18 protein-coding genes are annotated in these 19,026 nt (G+C 43.7%); 5 read left to right on the top strand and 13 right to left on the bottom strand.

Annotation, left to right across the window (positions count from 1 at the left end; genetic code table 11):
• From MZO40_RS10125 to MZO40_RS10115, 3 genes are all read right to left on the bottom strand, one after another.
• The gene (locus MZO40_RS10125) at window positions 1-1,434 is read right to left on the bottom strand and encodes a sucrose-6-phosphate hydrolase (RefSeq protein ID WP_105921658.1); all 1,434 of its coding nucleotides are present in this window, start codon (window positions 1,432-1,434) and stop codon (window positions 1-3) included.
• Window positions 1,435-1,474: 40 nt separating this feature from the next.
• Window positions 1,475-2,761, bottom strand: coding sequence for an MFS transporter (locus tag MZO40_RS10120; RefSeq protein WP_088770635.1), 1,287 nt, complete (start codon window positions 2,759-2,761; stop codon window positions 1,475-1,477).
• A gap of 495 nt (window positions 2,762-3,256) precedes the next feature.
• A complete protein-coding gene (locus tag MZO40_RS10115) occupies window positions 3,257-4,147 on the bottom strand; it encodes a LysR family transcriptional regulator (protein ID WP_105960765.1) in 891 nt (296 codons plus the stop codon).
• Between the two features lie 182 nt (window positions 4,148-4,329).
• On the opposite strand from MZO40_RS10115, the gene MZO40_RS10110 reads away from it, so the two are divergent.
• Window positions 4,330-5,865, top strand: a complete 1,536-nt coding sequence (locus MZO40_RS10110) for an FAD-dependent oxidoreductase (protein ID WP_088770633.1) — start codon at window positions 4,330-4,332, stop codon at window positions 5,863-5,865.
• Between the two features lie 209 nt (window positions 5,866-6,074).
• Here the strand turns inward: MZO40_RS10110 and MZO40_RS10105 are convergent, their stop codons facing one another.
• From MZO40_RS10105 to MZO40_RS10080, 6 genes are all read right to left on the bottom strand, one after another.
• On the bottom strand, window positions 6,075-6,317 hold the full coding sequence (locus MZO40_RS10105) for a hypothetical protein (RefSeq protein ID WP_033619767.1): 243 nt from the start codon (window positions 6,315-6,317) through the stop codon (window positions 6,075-6,077).
• Between the two features lie 200 nt (window positions 6,318-6,517).
• The gene (locus MZO40_RS10100; RefSeq protein ID WP_165861014.1) at window positions 6,518-7,255 is read right to left on the bottom strand and encodes a class I SAM-dependent methyltransferase; all 738 of its coding nucleotides are present in this window, start codon (window positions 7,253-7,255) and stop codon (window positions 6,518-6,520) included.
• 250 nt (window positions 7,256-7,505) lie between these two features.
• Entirely contained in the window at window positions 7,506-8,198 is a 693-nt protein-coding gene (locus MZO40_RS10095) for a 2,3-diphosphoglycerate-dependent phosphoglycerate mutase (protein ID WP_003639808.1), read from the bottom strand.
• Window positions 8,199-8,273: 75 nt separating this feature from the next.
• Window positions 8,274-9,347 (bottom strand): AI-2E family transporter, encoded by a 1,074-nt coding sequence (locus MZO40_RS10090; RefSeq protein ID WP_252133256.1) that lies wholly within the window; start codon window positions 9,345-9,347, stop codon window positions 8,274-8,276.
• A 155-nt stretch (window positions 9,348-9,502) separates the two neighbouring features.
• On the bottom strand, window positions 9,503-10,657 hold the full coding sequence (locus tag MZO40_RS10085) for an ROK family protein (RefSeq protein ID WP_105960762.1): 1,155 nt from the start codon (window positions 10,655-10,657) through the stop codon (window positions 9,503-9,505).
• 370 nt (window positions 10,658-11,027) lie between these two features.
• Window positions 11,028-12,077: a cell surface protein gene (locus MZO40_RS10080; protein WP_105960761.1), complete on the bottom strand. Its 1,050-nt coding sequence runs from the start codon at window positions 12,075-12,077 to the stop codon at window positions 11,028-11,030.
• A 142-nt stretch (window positions 12,078-12,219) separates the two neighbouring features.
• Here MZO40_RS10080 and MZO40_RS10075 point away from each other — a divergent pair, with 142 nt between their 5' ends.
• Window positions 12,220-13,416 carry a cyclopropane-fatty-acyl-phospholipid synthase family protein gene (locus MZO40_RS10075; RefSeq protein WP_050339837.1) on the top strand — a complete coding sequence of 399 codons (1,197 nt, stop codon included), beginning with the start codon at window positions 12,220-12,222 and terminating at the stop codon, window positions 13,414-13,416.
• 333 nt (window positions 13,417-13,749) lie between these two features.
• Here MZO40_RS10075 and MZO40_RS10070 read toward each other — a convergent pair whose 3' ends face one another.
• Together MZO40_RS10070 and MZO40_RS10065 are read right to left on the bottom strand one after the other, a co-directional pair.
• Window positions 13,750-14,664: a hypothetical protein gene (locus tag MZO40_RS10070; RefSeq protein WP_105960760.1), complete on the bottom strand. Its 915-nt coding sequence runs from the start codon at window positions 14,662-14,664 to the stop codon at window positions 13,750-13,752.
• A gap of 481 nt (window positions 14,665-15,145) precedes the next feature.
• Window positions 15,146-16,231 carry a protein kinase domain-containing protein gene (locus MZO40_RS10065; RefSeq protein ID WP_105960759.1) on the bottom strand — a complete coding sequence of 362 codons (1,086 nt, stop codon included), beginning with the start codon at window positions 16,229-16,231 and terminating at the stop codon, window positions 15,146-15,148.
• A gap of 65 nt (window positions 16,232-16,296) precedes the next feature.
• Here MZO40_RS10065 and MZO40_RS10060 point away from each other — a divergent pair, with 65 nt between their 5' ends.
• Genes MZO40_RS10060 through MZO40_RS10050 form a run of 3 tightly spaced genes read left to right on the top strand, consistent with a single transcriptional unit; the run spans window position 16,297 to window position 17,709 of the window.
• Window positions 16,297-16,659, top strand: a complete 363-nt coding sequence (locus MZO40_RS10060; RefSeq protein ID WP_050339840.1) for a DUF4064 domain-containing protein — start codon at window positions 16,297-16,299, stop codon at window positions 16,657-16,659.
• A 9-nt stretch (window positions 16,660-16,668) separates the two neighbouring features.
• Window positions 16,669-17,223 (top strand): DUF4352 domain-containing protein, encoded by a 555-nt coding sequence (locus MZO40_RS10055; protein WP_050339841.1) that lies wholly within the window; start codon window positions 16,669-16,671, stop codon window positions 17,221-17,223.
• A 51-nt stretch (window positions 17,224-17,274) separates the two neighbouring features.
• The gene (locus MZO40_RS10050; RefSeq protein WP_050339842.1) at window positions 17,275-17,709 is read left to right on the top strand and encodes a hypothetical protein; all 435 of its coding nucleotides are present in this window, start codon (window positions 17,275-17,277) and stop codon (window positions 17,707-17,709) included.
• A gap of 161 nt (window positions 17,710-17,870) precedes the next feature.
• On the opposite strand, the gene MZO40_RS10045 is transcribed toward MZO40_RS10050, so the two are convergent.
• Entirely contained in the window at window positions 17,871-18,587 is a 717-nt protein-coding gene (locus MZO40_RS10045) for a sulfite exporter TauE/SafE family protein (protein WP_105960758.1), read from the bottom strand.
• Window positions 18,588-18,655: 68 nt separating this feature from the next.
• Window positions 18,656-19,006, bottom strand: coding sequence for an AzlD domain-containing protein (locus MZO40_RS10040; RefSeq protein WP_003642419.1), 351 nt, complete (start codon window positions 19,004-19,006; stop codon window positions 18,656-18,658).
• Between the last annotated feature and the right edge of the window lie 20 nt (window positions 19,007-19,026).

Raw genomic sequence — 19,026 nt, 5'->3', positions numbered from 1 at the left:
CTAAAACGCTACCGTATGGTTTTTCAAATCATAAAGTGTCACGTGTCCTTGAATAACCTGATTACTAGTAATTTCAAAATGTGGTTGTGTTTCTGAATAAAAACGCTCAGTAAACACAGCATCCCCATCATTTACAAAGATCTCTAATGAGCTTGTATCCATAAAAACATTTAACTGTAATTCTGCTGACGATTGTGTGAGGTGCGCATAACGTTTGTCAGGTCGGTCACCACGTTTTAAAACGAGTTGGTTATTGGCTTGATCATACGTTAAAGTAACTAGCTCCTGATTTGTTTTTAGTTGTAACTGAATTACCGCTGCACTTGTCGTTGTCAAATCTGCAGTCATATTGATTTCAGCCTGCCGATGCTTTGGTCGTAGTGTGACTGGCTGTTCTAGATGCATGACTTGATCAAGCATGGTTGCTGTCCGCAGTGCTTTTAATTCTCTGGCTGGCCGCATCCACAAATGTCCAGATTTTAACGTTAGTTCTCTGGGGACTGTCAGGGCACCAGCCCAACCATCGGCCTGTTCTGGCATGTTGGATTCCCACATTGCCATCCAACCCATAACGATTCGGCGGCCATCCGGTGCAAGTGTGGTTTGGGACGCGTAAAAGTCATGCCCATGATCTAATTCTGTAAAATTGCTTCGATCTGCCAAACTTGGTCGACCATAATCAAGCCTACCAACAAAGTAACCCGTTTCATGCAAGTTTAGGAATCGATGCCCGTCTGCTTTAATACCTTGTGGTGAGGTCAATAGCACCTGTTGCTCTGCCAATGTGAATAAATCTGGGCATTCCCACATATAGCCTTCGTTAGCTTCCGGGCGAGCACTAGCAATGGGACCCAGGTAATTCCACTTTTTCAGGTCTTTAGACCGATATAATAAAGTGCGGCCTAGCTTATCTGAGCCCTGACTACCAAGAACCAAATAGTATTGTCCATTTCGTTGCCAAACCTTAGGATCTCTAAAATGCTGCGTATTGTCGTCTGGTGCTGTCGCAATAATCGGATTGTGCGCATACTTTTCAAAGTGGATACCATCTGTAGAGAATGCAAGATTTTGATTCTGCCAAAAATGGTCAGGGTTATCATCGCCATCATAATAATGATGGCCCGTATAAATTAAATATAGCGTATCATCCTTGACAATGGCACTACCAGAAAAGCACCCATTACGGTCTTCCGGGTCGCCGGGAGTTAATGCAATTGGAAGGCTTTCCCAATTAACTAAATCTTTACTTCGTGCGTGTCCCCAATGCATTGGCCCCCACTCAGCACTATATGGATAGAATTGATAAAAAATATGATAATATCCTTTGAAATAACAAAATCCATTGGGATCGTTAATCCATCCGGCCGGTCCCATAATATGATAACCTAATCGATAACGATTATTGTTAACAGTCATTACTTTTGTATTTTCCATTTTTGTCCTCATTTCCAATTTATCCTGACTTGTAATATACTCAGCCAATAACTTCTTCACGTTCCAATGGTTGGCCTTCAACGTCTTGATCATCCTTTTTCAAAACGAAAAAGGCAAAGACGGCTGCTAAGAAAACGATTCCTGCGATAACTCGGAAAGTCGCGCTATAACCAATTTGGTCACGCAATGCACCGAGTGGCGTGGACAAAATAACTTGACCGACTTGAGCTGCAACTTGAAATCCAACCATATAGAGCGTTGCAGAAAGCTTCGTATTGAAATGTAATGTAAAATAGCGAAAAATTGGCAAGCAGAATAATGGCACCTCAAGCGAATGTAACATTTTAATCAATGAAACACCTACCGGATCAACAACCAAACCACAACCACCAATTCGAATGCACATTACTAGCATTCCTAATAACAGCGTATTCCGAACACCTATCTTCCGCATAATAATTGGCACAACACCCATCATGATTGCTTCAAAGAAAACTTGAATCGAGTTTAATGTCCCATACATCTTTTGTCCCAGTGCTGGTGTTGCGAATAGTTGTGTATAAAATTCGGGAAACATCTGTTGATCAAACACAGTATAAAAAGTCCAAGTAAACATTACGATAATAATTATCAGCCATAATTGTGGTACCTTAAGTACACCAGCCATTTCCTTCAAAGTCGGTGCCGATTTTTCGTTATTCACAACACTTGCTGTATGTTTCTTGGAAGATTGCTTTGGTTTCCAAAACAGTAAATTTAATAATAAAAATAATCCAAATAGGGATCCAAACCAAAAATTGAGTTTGGGATTGATTACAAACAAAAAGCCTGCTAATAGCGCTGAGAGTGCATAACCAAATGATCCCCATGCCCGTGCCTGACCATATTCAAAATCAAACTTCCGACTAATTTTTTCAATAAAGGCTTCAAAAACTGGAGATGCAGCTAAAAACCCTGCAGATAAAAAGATAGCGCCAATAATGATACCGATTACAAAACTGTGCTTCAGTAGTGGCGCATAAATCCAAGTAAAGAAAGGACCAATCAAAGTTTCAAGTATCGCACATCCGACTAATAACGTCCGCTTTAATTGTAATTTATCTTGTAGTGCACCATAGACAAACATCAAAATTAAAGTCACTACTGAATTTGCCGAATAAATCGTACCAACCGCACTACCTGACAATCCCAGACCATTTTTAGTAGATGTCAGCCATAACTGGAAGAATGACCACCAAACGCCCCATGATGTAAAAAACAAAAGAATCGTTACGGAGCTCTGCAGATACGACGTATTTTTGAACATACTGAGTTTACCTTTAGACATATTAACTACCCCTAATCGTTTGTGTCAACCGGTTGACATTATTTTGAAAACGATTACATCATATATTATTTAGACTAGTATGTCAACCGGTTATCATAATTGTTACTTTTACATATTACAACATCCCATAAAACATTTTATCGAAATTCTAAGTACGCTTTTCCCGTAGCGCCAGTTTTTCACTCGGAAACGTTTTGCATTCTGTGGTAGAAGATTTTTCTCAACTTTTTAAAGTATTTTTCTTCGTCCGTTTTGTCTCAAATCACTGATATAACAGGATTTGTCAACAAAAAGAGCACCAATCTAATCAAATTAGTGCAAGTTAAAGGGGATAGTCCTCTTAGCATGGTTATTCTTCGACTCCTTTAAAATCATATTTTAACTGTGTCACAATTCATTCACTGTAACAGTCTCATGAGAGCAACAGATATCTACAATCGGTAGACCTGATTTTTTCACTATAAGCTACCTCTGTTCATCCTCTAATCTCCCATGTTACGCAAAAGTATCATATTTGACCAACCATCTGGTAAAATCACTTGCTGCATCTGAAGGTAGCTGTACTAGTGTTCCTGTACCATATGCTAAATCCACCGAATAATCCAGCGGGATCATCTTGAAAAGTTGCCGATCGGTACAACTAATGAAATTTGGCATGACCGTGATTCCTAGCCCTGCTTCGACCATGGTGTTCGCCACTGCAACGTTATCCACAAATGTTGTTTCAAGATCTGGATAACTATTTTGCAATAATCGTTGTAATTTTAACTGTTCAGGCGGACACCAATTATCATTTAAAAGAATCAAATTTTGTTGTTCAAACGAATCTAATGGTAATTCGGAACGCTGACTCAATTCATTCCCAACCGGAACCAAAGCACAAAAGTACCCACCAACAAGCTTAGTAAAAGCAATTTTAGGTGTATCATAAAGATCATCTTGCGTTGTAAAAATCAAATCACACTCTTTATTTAATAAATGTTGTTTTAGCCGATTATGATTAAAATATTCCAGGTAAATCTTCACATCAGGATATGCCTTACGATAATTTTTAATCATTAGAGGTAGCGCATGAGACTCAAAACTCGTGCCTGTTGTTCCAATCGTTAATGTACTTTTCTCACGTTGGTACATTTCACGACTATCAATAACAGCTTTATCAAAATTACTCAAGACGGTTGTAACCCGACGATAAAACAGTGCTCCGCTCTTTGTTAAACTCACCTGACGTTTAGTACGCTTAAATAGGGAAAATCCAAGTTCGATTTCAATTGATTTGATTGCCTGTGAAACCGCAGATTGTGTTAAATTCATTGTCTTTGCAGTCAATGAAAAATTCAACGTCTCTGCTAAGTTAATGAAAACCTTCAAATGTGAAATATTCATTTTCTCTGTCTCCCTTTAATAATCAGTTTTACTTATTAATGATAACATTTTTGTGTTTCACAACTAAATAATTTTGTGATATTTTTTAACTATGTAAGCGGTACCTCTTATAAGTTCCTCAAATTAAAAGTTTTTCTAATGTATAAAAATAAATAAATCATTCACAATTTGGAGGCTTTAAAATGCTTAATTTACAAAATGTTGATCATTATGAAGTTAATGACATTGATGTTAAGCGAACTTTAAATACAGAAGTTTTAGTCATTGGTGCGGGAAATGCTGGTATGATGGCCGCAGCTGCTGCAGCCGAAAAGCAAGCCCAAGTAACCGTTATTGAAAAAGAAGACAGCATTAACCTACTACGTCTTGGCTTAGGTGGTGTCGGAACTAACGCACAAAAACGTGCGGGTTTAACAATCAACAAATATGACCTCGTTGAATACCTGGCATCCTTTGCACAACACAATGTTGATGAAGGATTAATTTACCACTGGGCCAATCATAGCGCTGAGGCCGTTAACTGGGTCGAAGATAATATCTTAAAGCCACACGGTGCTCATTTACGTTCAGAGCCCGATGCAATGGTCACCAGCTCCGCATACACTGGATTTCCAACTGAAAACGATCCAACTATCGACGATAAAACGTTTGCGTCATACGGACAATGGTTCCAAGAAAAAGTTGAATCAATGGGTGTAAATTTACGTTTTAAAACTGCATTGATTAAACTGTTAACAATTAATGGTCAAGTCTCTGGTGCAATCGTCAAGGATTTATCTAACGGAGAATACATTCAGATTAATGCTTCGAAGGGGGTCATTTTATGTACTGGAGGGTACTCTGCTAATAAACAATTACTAAAAGAATGGAATCCCCTCGCCCTAAAGAAAAACGTTTATAACGACAGCCCGCGTAGTAATGGTGCCGGAATTACCTCAGCACTAAATATCGGGGCAATCAAAGACGAGGAGCCTGCCGAATGTATTTTTGACCGGGGCTTAGTTCCAATTGGTACTAAAACGGATGACATGTACGTCCAAACAGCGACCTATAAAGACTGGTTATGGTTAGGCAGCCATCCTTTGCTAAAACTAAATATGCGGGGACAACGCTTTGCTAACGAATCTGTTCCTTATCAATTTATTGTCAATGCTGCTAGTAAACAACCAGGCTACCTATACGCCATGATTTGGGATGACAACTTCGACGAATATGCTAAGCAATTCCACATGGTGGGGTGTGCAAGAGTTGGTTTTCCTGGATACATGGCAAGTGCCGAAAAGCTACGTGAAGATACTCAACAATACGTTGATAAAGGGCTCGTTGTTAAAGCCGATACAATTGAAGAACTTGCACAACATCTTCAACTCCCCGTTGCCAATGTTGAAGCATCTGTTAAACGTAACAATGAACTAGTTAATGATAATATTGACAAGGACTTCGGTAAAGAAGCTTATCGCTTAACCTCCGTTAACAAGAAGCCTTACTATGGCTGTATTCTTGGAGGCCGAATTCTCTGCACATTCGACGGTCTAAGAATCAACAAACAAATGGAAGTCATGGATAATCAATACCATGCTATCCCCCATCTCTACGCTGCTGGTAACGATAGTGGTGGCTTCTTCTTTGGTAGTTATCCAGATCGTGTGCCTGGTCTTGCTGCTAGTCACGCACAAACATTTGGGCGTTTAGCTGGACAACAAGCCGCTCAAAATTAATTTTATATTGAATAAGTAATAGGACGAGAACCCTGTTTTTGGTTCTCGTCCTATTTAATTAAGCTATCAACTTTTTGAAATGACACCAGACATGGCTAGTTTTATGACATTTAGTACCATTTCAATCTTTACAATTTTCATCCTCAAAACCCGCGTACAAAAAAAGGGACGGCGTCTCCCGTGGAGCTGCTCCGTCCCTCAATGAATCACTATTTACTTACGACATGGTCTTCATCCAGCATGTACTGAAACGCAATTTCACCAGTCAACAAGTCGATTTTAAACAATCCTTGATTACCGTTATTTTCATCGCCCATCACAACGAAGTACGATGCGCCTTCGTCAGCGACATGTTGAAAACTCAGATAGTTTCCTTTGAAACCTTGCTTCCGGAACTGACTGATAATCCGAACCATTTCACGTTGTGTTACTTCACTTGTTGCTTCACTCATTTTTCCACTTAACCCCGCAATCAATTTCTCTTCTTTACTAACAAACTTGTTGATAACTTCTATGCCGTAAAAGTTATGCACTGTGGATAATTTAATTAACCACAATTTTCATCTTTTTCACCGCTTATCCCCAGATAATGCTTAACTTACCCACAAATAGGCGGTGTTATTAACAATTATTCTTATTCTCTTTTTAATCTCTATTTTGCCGTGTTACTTGTTGGCTTATTGCCAGCGACCACGTAACTATCAGTTAGCGGGGTAGCCCACCAACCGTTAAATCCCAAACTCATTGACTGGGTGATTTGCAAGCCAGCGTCTTGAAAGACCTGACCGTACTCGTTGATATTGCGACCCGTATCAATGATCATCAGATGACCACCCGGTTTTAGAACCCGAATGGCTTCCTTGACAGCATTGATCCGAGCTTGTTCATTCTTAATATTATGGATGGCAAAGCTGGACGTTACCACATCAAAGCTCGCGTTTGGGAAATCTAGTTTAGCCATGTCCCCAGTCACCAAATCAACTCGATTGGCTAGGCCAAGGTCCTCCACGTTCTTTTGCGTCACGGCCATCTTATTATGTGATTGGTCCCGCGACAACCACAAATCCAAGCCCGTTACTTTCCCGGCTAGGCCTAACTGCTGTGCAATCCGAGTCAACAGTGCGCCCCGACCACAGCCTAAATCTAAGACCTGACTGTCCGGTTTTAAATTTAAGCGGTGCATCGCCTCATCAAACAACTGGTACTTCCCCTGTGCCGTGGTATGCAAAAAAATCAACGCACCCAAAAATAATATAATTCCTAGCGTCATTTCAATGCCAATCGGATAGTTCAACCGATTTACGTAGGCATGCAACAGTAGTCCCACACCAAAAACGGTATAGATCAGTAGTGCAAACGGCGCATCGACCCCGTACCTTTTAATATTCATCCAGCTTTGTCCCCCTTTAAATCCCCAAACCTTCAAGCAATACGCCACCATCATTGATCATAATTGATTTTATCTAAATATATAAGGCCGGTTACTTTCTGAAACAAAAAGTTTAGTTTTCAATTCAGCACTCAGCGTCCATTTGCCACCAACTGCCAACCCCATCACACGTTATCCGACCTCAGCGCCCAAAAAAGCACTCCCCTGAGACAGCGGAGTGCTCCAAAAAAACTAGTAAATAACTATTAAATTATTTGCCTAACTTTTCCTTACCAAGAACCTTTAACTTTTCATCAAAGTCATAGACAACTGGTTCACCAGTAGCCATTTCAAGGTTCATGATATCATCATCACTGATTTGTTCGATATACTTGCTCAAAGCACGTAATGAGTTACCGTGGGCAGCAATGATTACATTCTTGCCGTCTAATAACTTAGGTGCGATTTGGTCTTCCCAGAAAGGCATAACGCGTTCCAAGGTAACCTTCAAGTTTTCACCACCAGGGACGATGTTAGGGTCTAAGTCAGCGTAACGACGATCGTTAACAGCTGAACCTTCATCATCGGCACTCAATAATGGAGGTAAAACATCGTATGAACGACGCCAGATATGAACTTGGTCATCACCGTATTTTTCAGCGGTTTCCTTCTTGTTCAATCCTTGTAATGCACCATAATGACGTTCGTTTAAACGCCAAGTCTTGGTTTCAGGAATCCAAAGTTGGTCGGATTCTTCAAGAACATAGTGCAAAGTCTTGATGGCACGAGTCAAAACTGAAGTGAAGGCGTAATCGAATTGTAAGCCTGCTTCTTTAACTTTTTGACCAGCAGCCTTAGCTTCTTCAACACCCTTTTCGCTTAAATCAACGTCAACCCAACCAGTAAATTGGTTAGATAAGTTCCATTCACTTTGACCGTGACGAATCAATACTAATTTTGCCATAGCAGTTAATGACCTCTTTCTTAAGTTATTTACTCACCCTATTTTACACTGAAAAAGCGAAAAATCAAAACAATATCAGTGCTTATTTTCAGAATCCGGGTGGAAAGTAATCGTTTTTTTCAGATTAATATTGGGGCGCGGCCGGTGAACCGGTTTCACACCAATAATATCTAAAATAAAGTTAAAAATCGGCACACCGACGATCAGTCCCCAGACCCCGAATAAGCGTTCACTCACCAGTAGAACGACGAACGTGTAAAAAATCGGTAATTCCGTCCGACTCGACATGAACTTTGGATTCAACACGTAAGCTTCCAGCGCGTGCACCACGAGAATCATCAGTAACATGTAGACAACGTAGCGTAAACCGCCGACTGAATAGGCAATCAAGCTCAGTGGGACGACTGAGATGATCACACCGGCGACCGGAATCAGGCTGAGAATAAAAATCATCAAACCTAAACTAATCAGTTGCGGCATTTTCAAGATTGCCATGAACGCCACGGTAATCACCGTATTCACGATGGCAATCAGGAACTGTGCTTCCAAGACGACGCCAAAGCTGTTCACGAACTTTTTGGCGAAGAAATAAACATCCTGGAAGAACCAGCCAAACGTGCTCGTCAAAAAACGCTTTGTAAAGACCCGCATCTGGTGATCTTCAATTGTAAAGAAGAAGCTCAGAATAAAGGACAGGAAGAACGTCAATCCCATGTTACCGATATTGGTAATGTACTGGAAAACAACTGAGATCCCACCCTTCAGTTGTTTAAGTAAGTCAGATTCTTGGAAATACGACGTCACCCACGTCAACAATTGGTTCGTGTCATGTGACGGATTCTGATAGAAGCGGTAGACCGATTCAAAGGTCAAAAAAGTCTGCTTGATCAATTGCGGCAAATAGATCGATACCGCAAAATAAATTTCCAATATCACGAGCGCATAGATGACGATCACGATCAGCGTCGGCGGTAGTTTGACCCATCGCCGAATGGCCCGAACGAGTCGCGTCACCAAAAAAGTAAAGATAAACGTTAATAGTATGATACTCATCATACTTGAAGCTAAGTACAGTGTTAACACAATCAGCGCTAATACGAATGCGCGCCGCCAACGCACATTTCGAATTAGTTGCGACCAAAATTCCACAAAATCCACCCCTCTGCTATCCCATACGTCCATTTTAACGGAAAGCGGCCCTAATAAACATCAAAAGGCTGTAACGTTCCGATAAAAAACGCGTAAAGTTTATCACTAATCACTTGATAAACTTCACGCGTTCGTTTAAATGGACACTTGATTACTCATGAGAACTGCATTTTTAAGCTTTCCAAACCTAACGCTTGATGAATGATGACCGACGCGCCACCCAATAGCGCTGCGGATTGCACATTCTTCGTCGCAATGATTGGCACCTGCCGACTTGGTGACGTCAACTTCGCCGTGTTATCACGAATATCCGTCAATAGTTGTGGCAAGATCTCCAAGACCGTCGTGTTTAGGACGACCACGTCCGGCGCAAAGGCAGTGGAAACGTTGGCAATCACCTTGGACAGGTAGTAAACGAAGTCATCGAAGACTGCCGTCACTTCTTTATTATGATTGATATAATCATGCTTGACCGTCGTCAAATCGAGCCGGTCCACCTGTTTGATTTCCTTGAGCCGTGCCCATAAAGCTTTTTCGGACGCATAGTCATTGTAGGAAGCCATATGATTCTCGACACGCCGGTCCTCTAATAGCGCGGTCCCAACTTCACCAGCTTCACCCTCATGTCCAGAGTAAAGCCGTGAGTCAGCCACGATACCAGCATGAATTTGGTCGCGAACGACGACGGAGACCACGTTGTCAAAGATTTCATTATCGTGGAAGTCCCGTTCAAATACGGCCGTTAAGTTAGCTTTCTTTTCCAGTACCACTGGGATCCGTAATTTATCCCGCAAGTACTTCGCTAAATCAAAGTGGGTCAGGCCCTTGATTGGCGTCTTTAAAATCTTATTTTCATAGATAATGACATCCAGCGCGATTGCAACCCCCATTAAGCCATGAATCGTGCCATAGTCGTCAACATTCCGTAATTGATCTTCAATCAGGTCGATGACATCCGTTAACGTCATATCGCTGGTCTTGAAGCTTTGGAAGTGCAGGATTTTCCCGTTTAAACGGGAATACATCAATTTGATGGCGTCGGCCGACATATCAATACTTGCCACAAAGCCGTAGTTGACGTTCAACTCGGCCATTACCGGCTTACGGCCACCGTTCTTCGTGCTGACCCCGCAACCAATCTCCTTAATGAACTGGGTGCGAAGTAATTGGTTATAAATGTCTGATACCGTTACCTTATTCAAACTCAGGTTCCGTGAAATTTGGCTCCGGCTGATTGGTCCTTCGTTAATAACCTGCTGCAGAACTTGCTTCTCATTCGTACTGCGCATCACATGTTTATTAATAATCATACTGAATCTCGATGTCCACCGTTGACATCCGGATTACTTTGCCAAATCACGCTGATTGGGCCTGCCATTAATCCACTGGTCAACGGGCACCTTAACCCCCTAATCTGTTAATATTCTATAGCATCAAACAAAAATAGTACACAAAATAGTCATTTTTATACCTATTTTGACATATATGCGTTAAAAAAAGGTCAATACCGATATAAAATGACCGCCCCCGTAAAACAAACCGTAATGAACGGAAACACTCCGTCCTTACTCCTACATTCTATAACAGTTTTTATAAAAAAATCACCGATTCACACCTAAAAGTAGGTGTTTTATCGATGATTGTTAATTGAACTTCCATACCGCTATTATTTTGCTTATATCACTGCAACGACTTTGCCGCTTGTGCGATCGACATATGCTGCGAACTCGCCTGTTGAAGAATCGCTTCAATCTGGGCATCCGTGTACTGACTGGCATCAAAACCAGCTTGTGATAATTCATCACGCGTTGCCTGGATCTGGTCCGACGACTGATTCATCGTTTTGACCGCCTGAGCTAAGGACAAGTGTTGTGCCGCCGCTCGTTGAATAATGGCCTGAATCTCAGCATCACTATACTGACTAGCATCCACACCCTGTTCATTCAATTCCGCCCGGGTCGCTTGAATCTGATTGCTACTAGAACTGGCACTCGGACTAGTCGTACCCGAAGCCCCATTAGTCACAGATGCCGTGGTTGACGACGAACTGGAGCTAGCCTGCGAGTTCTGCTTAGTCTGCCCATTTTGAGACGGTGATGATTGTGCGCCGCTCGTCCCAGCAATCGATTGGGCTGTGTTTGGCAAAGCTGGCACTGATCCCGTCAACGTCTTAAGTGAAGCGTTGTTTTGTTTGCGGAGCGTCAGCACGTTCTTGCGAATATCCTGATAATACCGCTGCTTGAAAGTTTTGTCTTTTAATAAGGTCGCAATTACAACGTTCGAGTCAGTAAACTCATTCGCCTTGTTCAGCGTTAAGGCCTGCTGATACTGTTGTTGATACGTCTTGCGTTTATCCTGAATCTTCTGCAATAAAGTCAACTGTTCGCGAGCTTGCTGAATCAGCGTCGTTGACCCGTGCTTAGTCGTCTTAACGGTCGTGAAGTCTTGTTTGGCCGCACTAAACTTCCGATTGTTCATCGCTTGCGTGCCATCCACGTAAGTCTGGGTCTGCGTCAAATAGCGCTGAGCCGTCGCATTGCTAGCCCGTGTCCGCGAAGCGTGCGTAAAACTCGTCTCAGCCAACGAATAATCGTGATCTTTCAGCGCCCGTTCCCCCGTCCGCATCTCATCAGCATAGGATTCTTCTTGCAACCGATAACGTGTGTAAGAGTAACTACCGACCCCCACGGCGATAATTACCGCAAACACGATCCACATCCATCTCTTCATCACGACACCCCCATTAGCTGATTTTCCAATTAATTTATTATACCATGTTTGCAAACAACCTCGCGATTCGTTGTGCTTACAAAACCATTTTCATAGGCGTATAATAATTAATGTATTTTACGAAGAAAGGATCCTTATTGCAATGCTAGAGAAAACTTTTTACCACACCCTTTTGAGTCACTCATTCAATATCCCCGTCACAGTAAACTACTGGGATGGTAGCAGTGAAACTTATGGTGAAGGCACACCAGAAGTAACGGTGACATTTAAAGAAGCCATTCCAATGCGCGACATCACTAAGAATGCGTCCATCGCACTCGGTGAAGCCTACATGGATGGCAAAATTGAAATTGACGGCAGTATTCAGAAATTAATTGAATCCGCCTACGAATCGGCAGAAAGCTTTTTCAACAATTCCAAATTCAAGCGGTTCATGCCTAAACAATCGCACTCTGAAAAGAAGAGCCAACAAGATATTCAGAGCCATTATGACGTTGGTAACGACTTCTATAAGATGTGGCTTGACCCAACCATGACCTATTCCTGTGCTTACTTCAAGCACGATACGGATACGTTGGAAGAAGCACAGATTCATAAAGTGCACCACATCATCCAAAAGCTCAACCCACAACCTGGCAAGACGCTACTTGATATCGGTTGTGGTTGGGGAACCTTGATGTTAACGGCTGCGAAGGAATATGGCCTGAAAGTCGTTGGTGTCACCCTTTCCCAAGAACAATATAACTTAGTTGCCAAGCGCATCCAAGATGAAGGCTTGAGCGATGTTGCCGAAGTGCGATTACAAGATTACCGTGAACTAGGCGATGAGACCTTTGATTACATTACTAGTGTCGGCATGTTTGAACACGTTGGTAAGGACAACTTAGCAATGTACTTCGAACGCGTCAACCACTACCTTAAAGACAACGGTGTCGCTTTACTGCACGGGATTACCCGGCAACAAGGTGGTGCGACTAACGGTTGGTTAGACAAGTACATCTTCCCAGGTGGCTACGTTCCCGGGATGACTGAAAACCTCCAACACATCGTTGAAGCCGGCCTACAAGTCGCTGATGTTGAAACGTTACGGCGGCATTACCAACGGACCACTGAAATCTGGGACGAAAACTTTAATGCCAAACGCGCCGCAATCGAAGAAAAGATGGGCGTGCGCTTCACGCGGATGTGGGATCTCTATCTCCAAGCCTGCGCCGCTTCCTTCCAATCTGGTAACATCGACGTTATGCAGTATCTCGTTACTAAGGGTGCTTCATCACGGAACTTACCAATGACGCGGAAGTACATGTATGCGGACAATCGTATCAATAAAAATGCTTAATGCAGCTTAAAACAAGCGTTCAGAATTTTATGGATTCTGAACGCTTGTTTTTTTGTTATTACTTATGATTCAGGGGTTTAATGGCAAATTAATCTTTTTATGCCGGAAAGCTCGTTGTTCATGGCGCACCATCACTGTACTCGTTTTACTTGATTACTCGCTTAATTCATTCATCAGACGAACTAACCGCGTCTAGAGTCGGTTTGAGGCAGGACTAAGCCGACCCTAAACCCCTGACCCGTTGTACGCGTAATCAACCGATAAAGTTCACAGCGACCCGATTTTTCATGAAACCGCCAAGCTTCTGATAACCCGTTTTCAGAGACTTCTCTACTAATTTTCAGTAACTACCGCGCGTACCCAGCCCAACACGCGCTGGTACGCTAGGAGCGCGCCTAAGAAGAAGGCCGCAGCCAGTGCCGCCGACAACGGCAACTTGTCGAACATCTCTGCTGGCAACACTAGCGCTAACAGCGGAAACGCGTAGGCAGCTGGCAATTTAAGCCGTAAGCCTAACAATAACAAGTACACTAACGGCATGGTCAATACCGTCGTCAGTAGCCACGAAGCGACCAGCAAGTGCACGCCAACGCCAATCGTCGCTGCGGCAGTCAATGCGGCCCATTGTTTAACGGCGAGTTTCACCGAATAATCTGGTTGCTGGGTTGCCTCGAAGAAAACCACAATGACCGGCGGAATCGCAGCCATCTGCGGCTGGCCTACGAACCACACGATACTGACCCAGAGGAGCACGAGACAACTAAAGCCCAGCATTTGCCACCAATTAGCGGTGGCCGGTGCCGAATGAATTGCTGGTTGTCGCTGCTGCAATCGAACCCCAACCATCAGACTCAGCGTCCAAAAGAAAATTGCGACAATGAATGACCAGTGGGTGGCGTTAATGATGATGGGTAATAGTCCAGTTGCAAAGGCTGGCGCCAGGTTGGATCTCAACCCTTTCAATAGTAGCAACATCAATAGCACGCCAATCAAAACTTTGATTGGATAATCCGTTGGCAGGCGGTTGACCAAGAAGCCGATGACCGCCGTTCCGGATGGCGCTAAAAATAATTTTCTGGGTTGCCGTGTCCAGTCCGCCTTGCGATAAATCCAAGTCCCCGCCGTCAGGGCGCCAATCTCCGGCAAAATAACTTCCACGTCATGCAAATATGTGGCGCTCGCCACCATTAGTAAGATAAATGTCCACCCTAACAGGTAACGCCAACTCGTCTTATGTTCTAAATCCATCCGTTTAATATTCCTTTCTTATATCAATTTACATATATTTTAATTATTAACGTAACGATTGGTATTGTAACATAAAGTGGTTATTAACTTCAAATTTTCAGAAAATTAGTTTTTTCACCATTATTGCCATCTCAAAATATCACCAAAACGTTAAAAAAAGTCCGGCTAGTTGTGCATAACTAGTCGGACTTTGAATTTTTCATGATTAACCGGCAATCTAAAACACTAGAATGGCCGATTATTTCTATATAAACGGATTATTGATGATGAGAATCAACCAGCGACTTCCTATCAGTCGCGGCTCATATAGCAGCGCTTAGTCATAGTCTAAACTTACAGGTCCGCTCGCACTTATATTGGTGTGGCCCACAACACCCCAAATTGAAATGACCCAACAGTTATGCATTTTGCATAAGCCTTTTATCATCGTAACGATTATGATAATTAACGTACTAGCGAATGGTTAACCAGCCAATGTACATTATCCAATGTAAATGATTCCCGCCAAAATGACGACCGTTTCGGCGATGCGCAGCCACCAACGGTAACGGGACCATTGCTTGGACGACCACTGTTGCTTGAGCCAACGATTGAAATAATGAGCGATTACCGGGGCAACGAACATCAAAAATCCGCTCGACCAAAAGTTAATTTTGGCGGCAACGGTCGCCTGGTCCCAACCAGCACCCATTAAGCCGAGAATTAAGAGCCCATACAAAACCCACAACGTGATTACGAGTCCACGTTGTAGCCGGTGTTGCCACTTGGCAGTTAACTGGACTTTAAACGCTTGCCGTTTAGGCGTATCTGGTTTGGGTTGCGGGCTTACCGGCGCCGACTTGCCAGGGATGGCAGCGAGCATCGCCGTGGCGCTTTGATAGCGTTGGTCTGGATCCAGTGCCGTGGCTTGGGCAATAATTGGACCCCAGACCTCATCCGCAGTGCGGGTCGCTGTATCCAATGGGCCGCGGGGTTCCTGCCCCGTTAGTAAGCAGTTCAAGACCACCCCTAGCGAGTAAATATCACTTCGTTGGTCGGTCTGAGCAAACCCATAGTTCTCGGGGGCCGCAAAACCACTCGTTCCGAGTAAGCGGGTATCTGCGTTTTGGGCGACATGGTGCTGTCGGGCCGCATTCACGTCAATCAAGTAATAGTGGTCGCGATAACACATCACGTTGCTGAGTTTTAAGTCGCGGTGCACGATTTCACGGTCAGCTAATGCTTGTAAAGTTTGTAACAGTTCCGTTGCGACCCGGGCCGTCATTTCAGGGGAAAAAGGCCCCTGGGTTCGCAGTTGGTCGGCCAGAGTCTGACCGTTGATCAGCGTTTCGATACTGACGACACAATCCGGCCGCGTTAATAACGCCTCAATTTGGGGCATTCGGGGAACCGGTTGCTGCTTGAGCCGTTGCAAGACGGGTAGATTGTCATCACGCACGATTTTTGCGACGGACACCACTTGTTGCTTTTTAACTAATAATGGAAATTCGCGTGTTGGCAACAGCGGCCCCAGTGGTTCGTAGCCCGCTTCGCTCAATAATTGCATCGCCTGCACAATTGGTAACAACCGGCGGCCCCCTTTTTACTTAAATTATCAACACTTATCATAACCATACTTTTGGAGGAATTACAATGTCAAAAAATAGTCAAACTGATCTCACTACATCCGCACCCCGCTCTCGGACGGCCGAATTAGTTCTCGGTATCATTGGCGGTATCTTTGGTATCATTGCCGGACTACTCGCCATGACGATCGGCGGTATCGGTAGTGCTCTTGAAGCCAGCGGTAGCGCCGGTGTTAGTAATCTCGGCGTCGGTTGTATCGTCGTCTCCGCATTAGCTATCATTTTGAGCGCCTTTATTAACCGCAACCACGTCTTGATGGGCTGGTTAATTATCTTATGCGGAATTCTGAATTTCGTGTTCGTTAGCGCCTTTGGGATTTTAAGTGGCCTACTGATCGTCATCGCAGGCGGCTTAGCACTGAGAAAGTAGGTCAAGCATATGAAGACAAGCAAATCATGGTATCAACGTTGGTGGGTCTGGGTGCTCATTGCCCTCGGCGCCTTTATCGTCATCGGCATCGTCAGCTCGCCCGATGACGCGACTAATTCTAAGGCCGCATCTGCCAAACAGGCTACGAGTCAGAAATCTAGCTCAAAAAAGGCCACAACCAAGCGCGTTTACAAAGTTGGCGAAACGGCTACCATCGATCACGTTCAGGTCACGGTGACCGATGTCAAAACGGCCACGACGCTGGATGATGATCAGCCGAAAACTGGCAATCAGTATTACACTGTAACGGTCAAGCTCAAAAATATCGGTAAGGAAAAGGTCTCCTACAACCCTTACGACTTCGAAATCAAAGCCGCTGGCAACCAAACCAGTCTGGATGAAATCAACATTGATGCGAACGATCAACTGGATAGTGGTGATTTGAGCGCTGGTGGAACCGTCAGTGGAACCATGACTGGCCAATCCAAAGCGAACGGGACCGTTGAATTGATTTATAACCCAAGCTACTTCAGTGACCGTCATTTGACCTTTAAATTACAATAATCTCTGGTAAACTAATACTAATCAAACCACACGTATTAGGGAGGGCCAGTCGTGACAGAACGTAAAACGAGTGAACTTTTCAACGAAATCGAACAAGCAAGTGAGGCCGATCAATTTATGACAAATATGGCCAGCAGTTTTATCCGCACCAACCCAGCTGAATACCTTGCCGAGCTGATTCAGGTTAAGCAGGTCACTAAAAGTCAGGTCATCCGACAAGCCAATCTGACGCCATCGATTGGCTACCAGTATTTTGATGGCAAACGCCGCCCCAACCGGGCACGCATGATTGCGTTAGGCTTTGGGTTCAAGCTTTCACTGACTGAGCTCAATACGATGCTCAAACGAACCGGCTATGCCGTCTTGTATGCCAAAGATGAATGGGATGCACTGATTATCTTTGCACTCAGCCAGCGCTATGATTTAGACCGTACTGACGAGCTTCTCTACCAATACGGATTAGGGACAATTACCGCAGCTGATTAGCACGGACTGGGGCGGGCACTCAAATTCACTGATTAATACAAAACGACTGATTCAATTCACGGTCTGTTATGAAGGTCGCTTTGAATCAGTCGTTTTTTATGTCGCTGCCGGGATACCGCTAAATAAGATTTACAGTCTATCAACTTCACTTGACGAAGCGCTTAAATAAAAAGATAATAGCTCCCGCTCAATCCAATAAACAGGTAAATCAGGTGGCGCACCGTTGTCATCGGTAAATGCGGTAAGATGCGTGCCGCAATCGCAGTTCCAATGACCGCCCCGACCATCCCAATTAGAATATTTGGAATCAGAACTGGTGTCAAAATGCCGTTGAGCACCCGCACCGTTGAGATATAGATGACATCAATTAAAAAGAAGGTTTGTAAGTTGCCCAAATAATCGGCCGTTGTATCCGCTAGCGAAAGGAAATACAGCGCCATTAAGGGACCGCCAATGCCAAACAGGCCATTGAAAAAGCCTGAAATAATCATAAAAATCCCGGCTAGCCACCACGGGTAAACTTGGGTGGCCGCGCGTTTGCTCAAACTAAAGTAAATCGCCAACGCTACTAACAAGGCCCCGAGTAGCCGGCGTAATAGTTGCACATCCAATTCTTGACCGAGATGCACTGAATAGGCCGCTACACTCGCGTAGATGATAAACGGAATCACGATTTGGCGTAAATGAATATGGTGCCGATTCCGCCAAACCAAAGTCAGCACGCTTGCCGCCATAATCACCCCAGCAACCGCAGCACTTTGCGCAATTGAAAAAAGTTGCGGTAGAAAAATCATCATGACGATTGCTGCCCCAAAGCCGGTCAAGCCTTGGACTAGTCCTGCCAACAGTCCCGGTAAGAATACCAATAACCACGTCATTTACAGGCCTCCTCACAATTATTTTAACCATAATAAAAAAGAACCGGATCATCCAGTTCCAACTAACATCATATATGAATTAACAACACGAAAATCATCACTGATACTAAGCCGATCACCACCGACAACGTCATTGAACGCGTCCGGTAGGCCACAAATCCAACGAGAATCGCTGAAATGATCATGCCCAGATTACCCGAAGTAATCACCGCGTACTTACTATCAATGAAGACGCTTTTGACAACGAGCGCTGTAAACAGTGAGACGGGTACGAACCGCATCCACTCGTTGAACCATTCTGGAATCTTCCGCTTCGTAAAGAACAGTAATGGAAAGAAGCGTGGGATAAAGGCCACACACGCACAAAAAATGACCAACCAAAAGTGGTCCATACTACTCATTGAGCTGACTGATTGCATAAGAAAAACCCCTCTGTGCC

Source organism: Lactiplantibacillus sp. B652, assembly GCF_023806745.1.
In the GTDB taxonomy this organism is placed as follows: Bacteria; Bacillota; Bacilli; order Lactobacillales; family Lactobacillaceae; genus Lactiplantibacillus; species Lactiplantibacillus pentosus.
The sequence above is the reverse complement of the archived record's forward strand: the minus strand, read 5'-3'. Positions and strand labels throughout refer to the sequence as shown.

Excerpts from the sequence above, each read along its gene's own strand:
- MZO40_RS10120 (WP_088770635.1), bottom strand. The coding sequence starts at position 2,761 with ATGTCTAAAGGTAAACTCAGTATGTTCAAAAATACGTCGTATCTGCAG.
- MZO40_RS10070 (WP_105960760.1), bottom strand. The coding sequence starts at position 14,664 with ATGGATTTAGAACATAAGACGAGTTGGCGTTACCTGTTAGGGTGGACA.
- MZO40_RS10045 (WP_105960758.1), bottom strand. The coding sequence starts at position 18,587 with ATGACGTGGTTATTGGTATTCTTACCGGGACTGTTGGCAGGACTAGTC.
- MZO40_RS10095 (WP_003639808.1), bottom strand. The coding sequence starts at position 8,198 with ATGGCAAAATTAGTATTGATTCGTCACGGTCAAAGTGAATGGAACTTA.
- MZO40_RS10085 (WP_105960762.1), bottom strand. The coding sequence starts at position 10,657 with ATGATTATTAATAAACATGTGATGCGCAGTACGAATGAGAAGCAAGTT.
- MZO40_RS10060 (WP_050339840.1), top strand. The coding sequence starts at position 16,297 with ATGTCAAAAAATAGTCAAACTGATCTCACTACATCCGCACCCCGCTCT.
- MZO40_RS10125 (WP_105921658.1), bottom strand. The coding sequence starts at position 1,434 with ATGGAAAATACAAAAGTAATGACTGTTAACAATAATCGTTATCGATTA.
- MZO40_RS10080 (WP_105960761.1), bottom strand. The coding sequence starts at position 12,077 with ATGAAGAGATGGATGTGGATCGTGTTTGCGGTAATTATCGCCGTGGGG.
- MZO40_RS10105 (WP_033619767.1), bottom strand. The coding sequence starts at position 6,317 with ATGAGTGAAGCAACAAGTGAAGTAACACAACGTGAAATGGTTCGGATT.
- MZO40_RS10040 (WP_003642419.1), bottom strand. The coding sequence starts at position 19,006 with ATGCAATCAGTCAGCTCAATGAGTAGTATGGACCACTTTTGGTTGGTC.
- MZO40_RS10110 (WP_088770633.1), top strand. The coding sequence starts at position 4,330 with ATGCTTAATTTACAAAATGTTGATCATTATGAAGTTAATGACATTGAT.
- MZO40_RS10075 (WP_050339837.1), top strand. The coding sequence starts at position 12,220 with ATGCTAGAGAAAACTTTTTACCACACCCTTTTGAGTCACTCATTCAAT.
- MZO40_RS10100 (WP_165861014.1), bottom strand. The coding sequence starts at position 7,255 with ATGAATATTAAAAGGTACGGGGTCGATGCGCCGTTTGCACTACTGATC.
- MZO40_RS10055 (WP_050339841.1), top strand. The coding sequence starts at position 16,669 with ATGAAGACAAGCAAATCATGGTATCAACGTTGGTGGGTCTGGGTGCTC.
- MZO40_RS10115 (WP_105960765.1), bottom strand. The coding sequence starts at position 4,147 with ATGAATATTTCACATTTGAAGGTTTTCATTAACTTAGCAGAGACGTTG.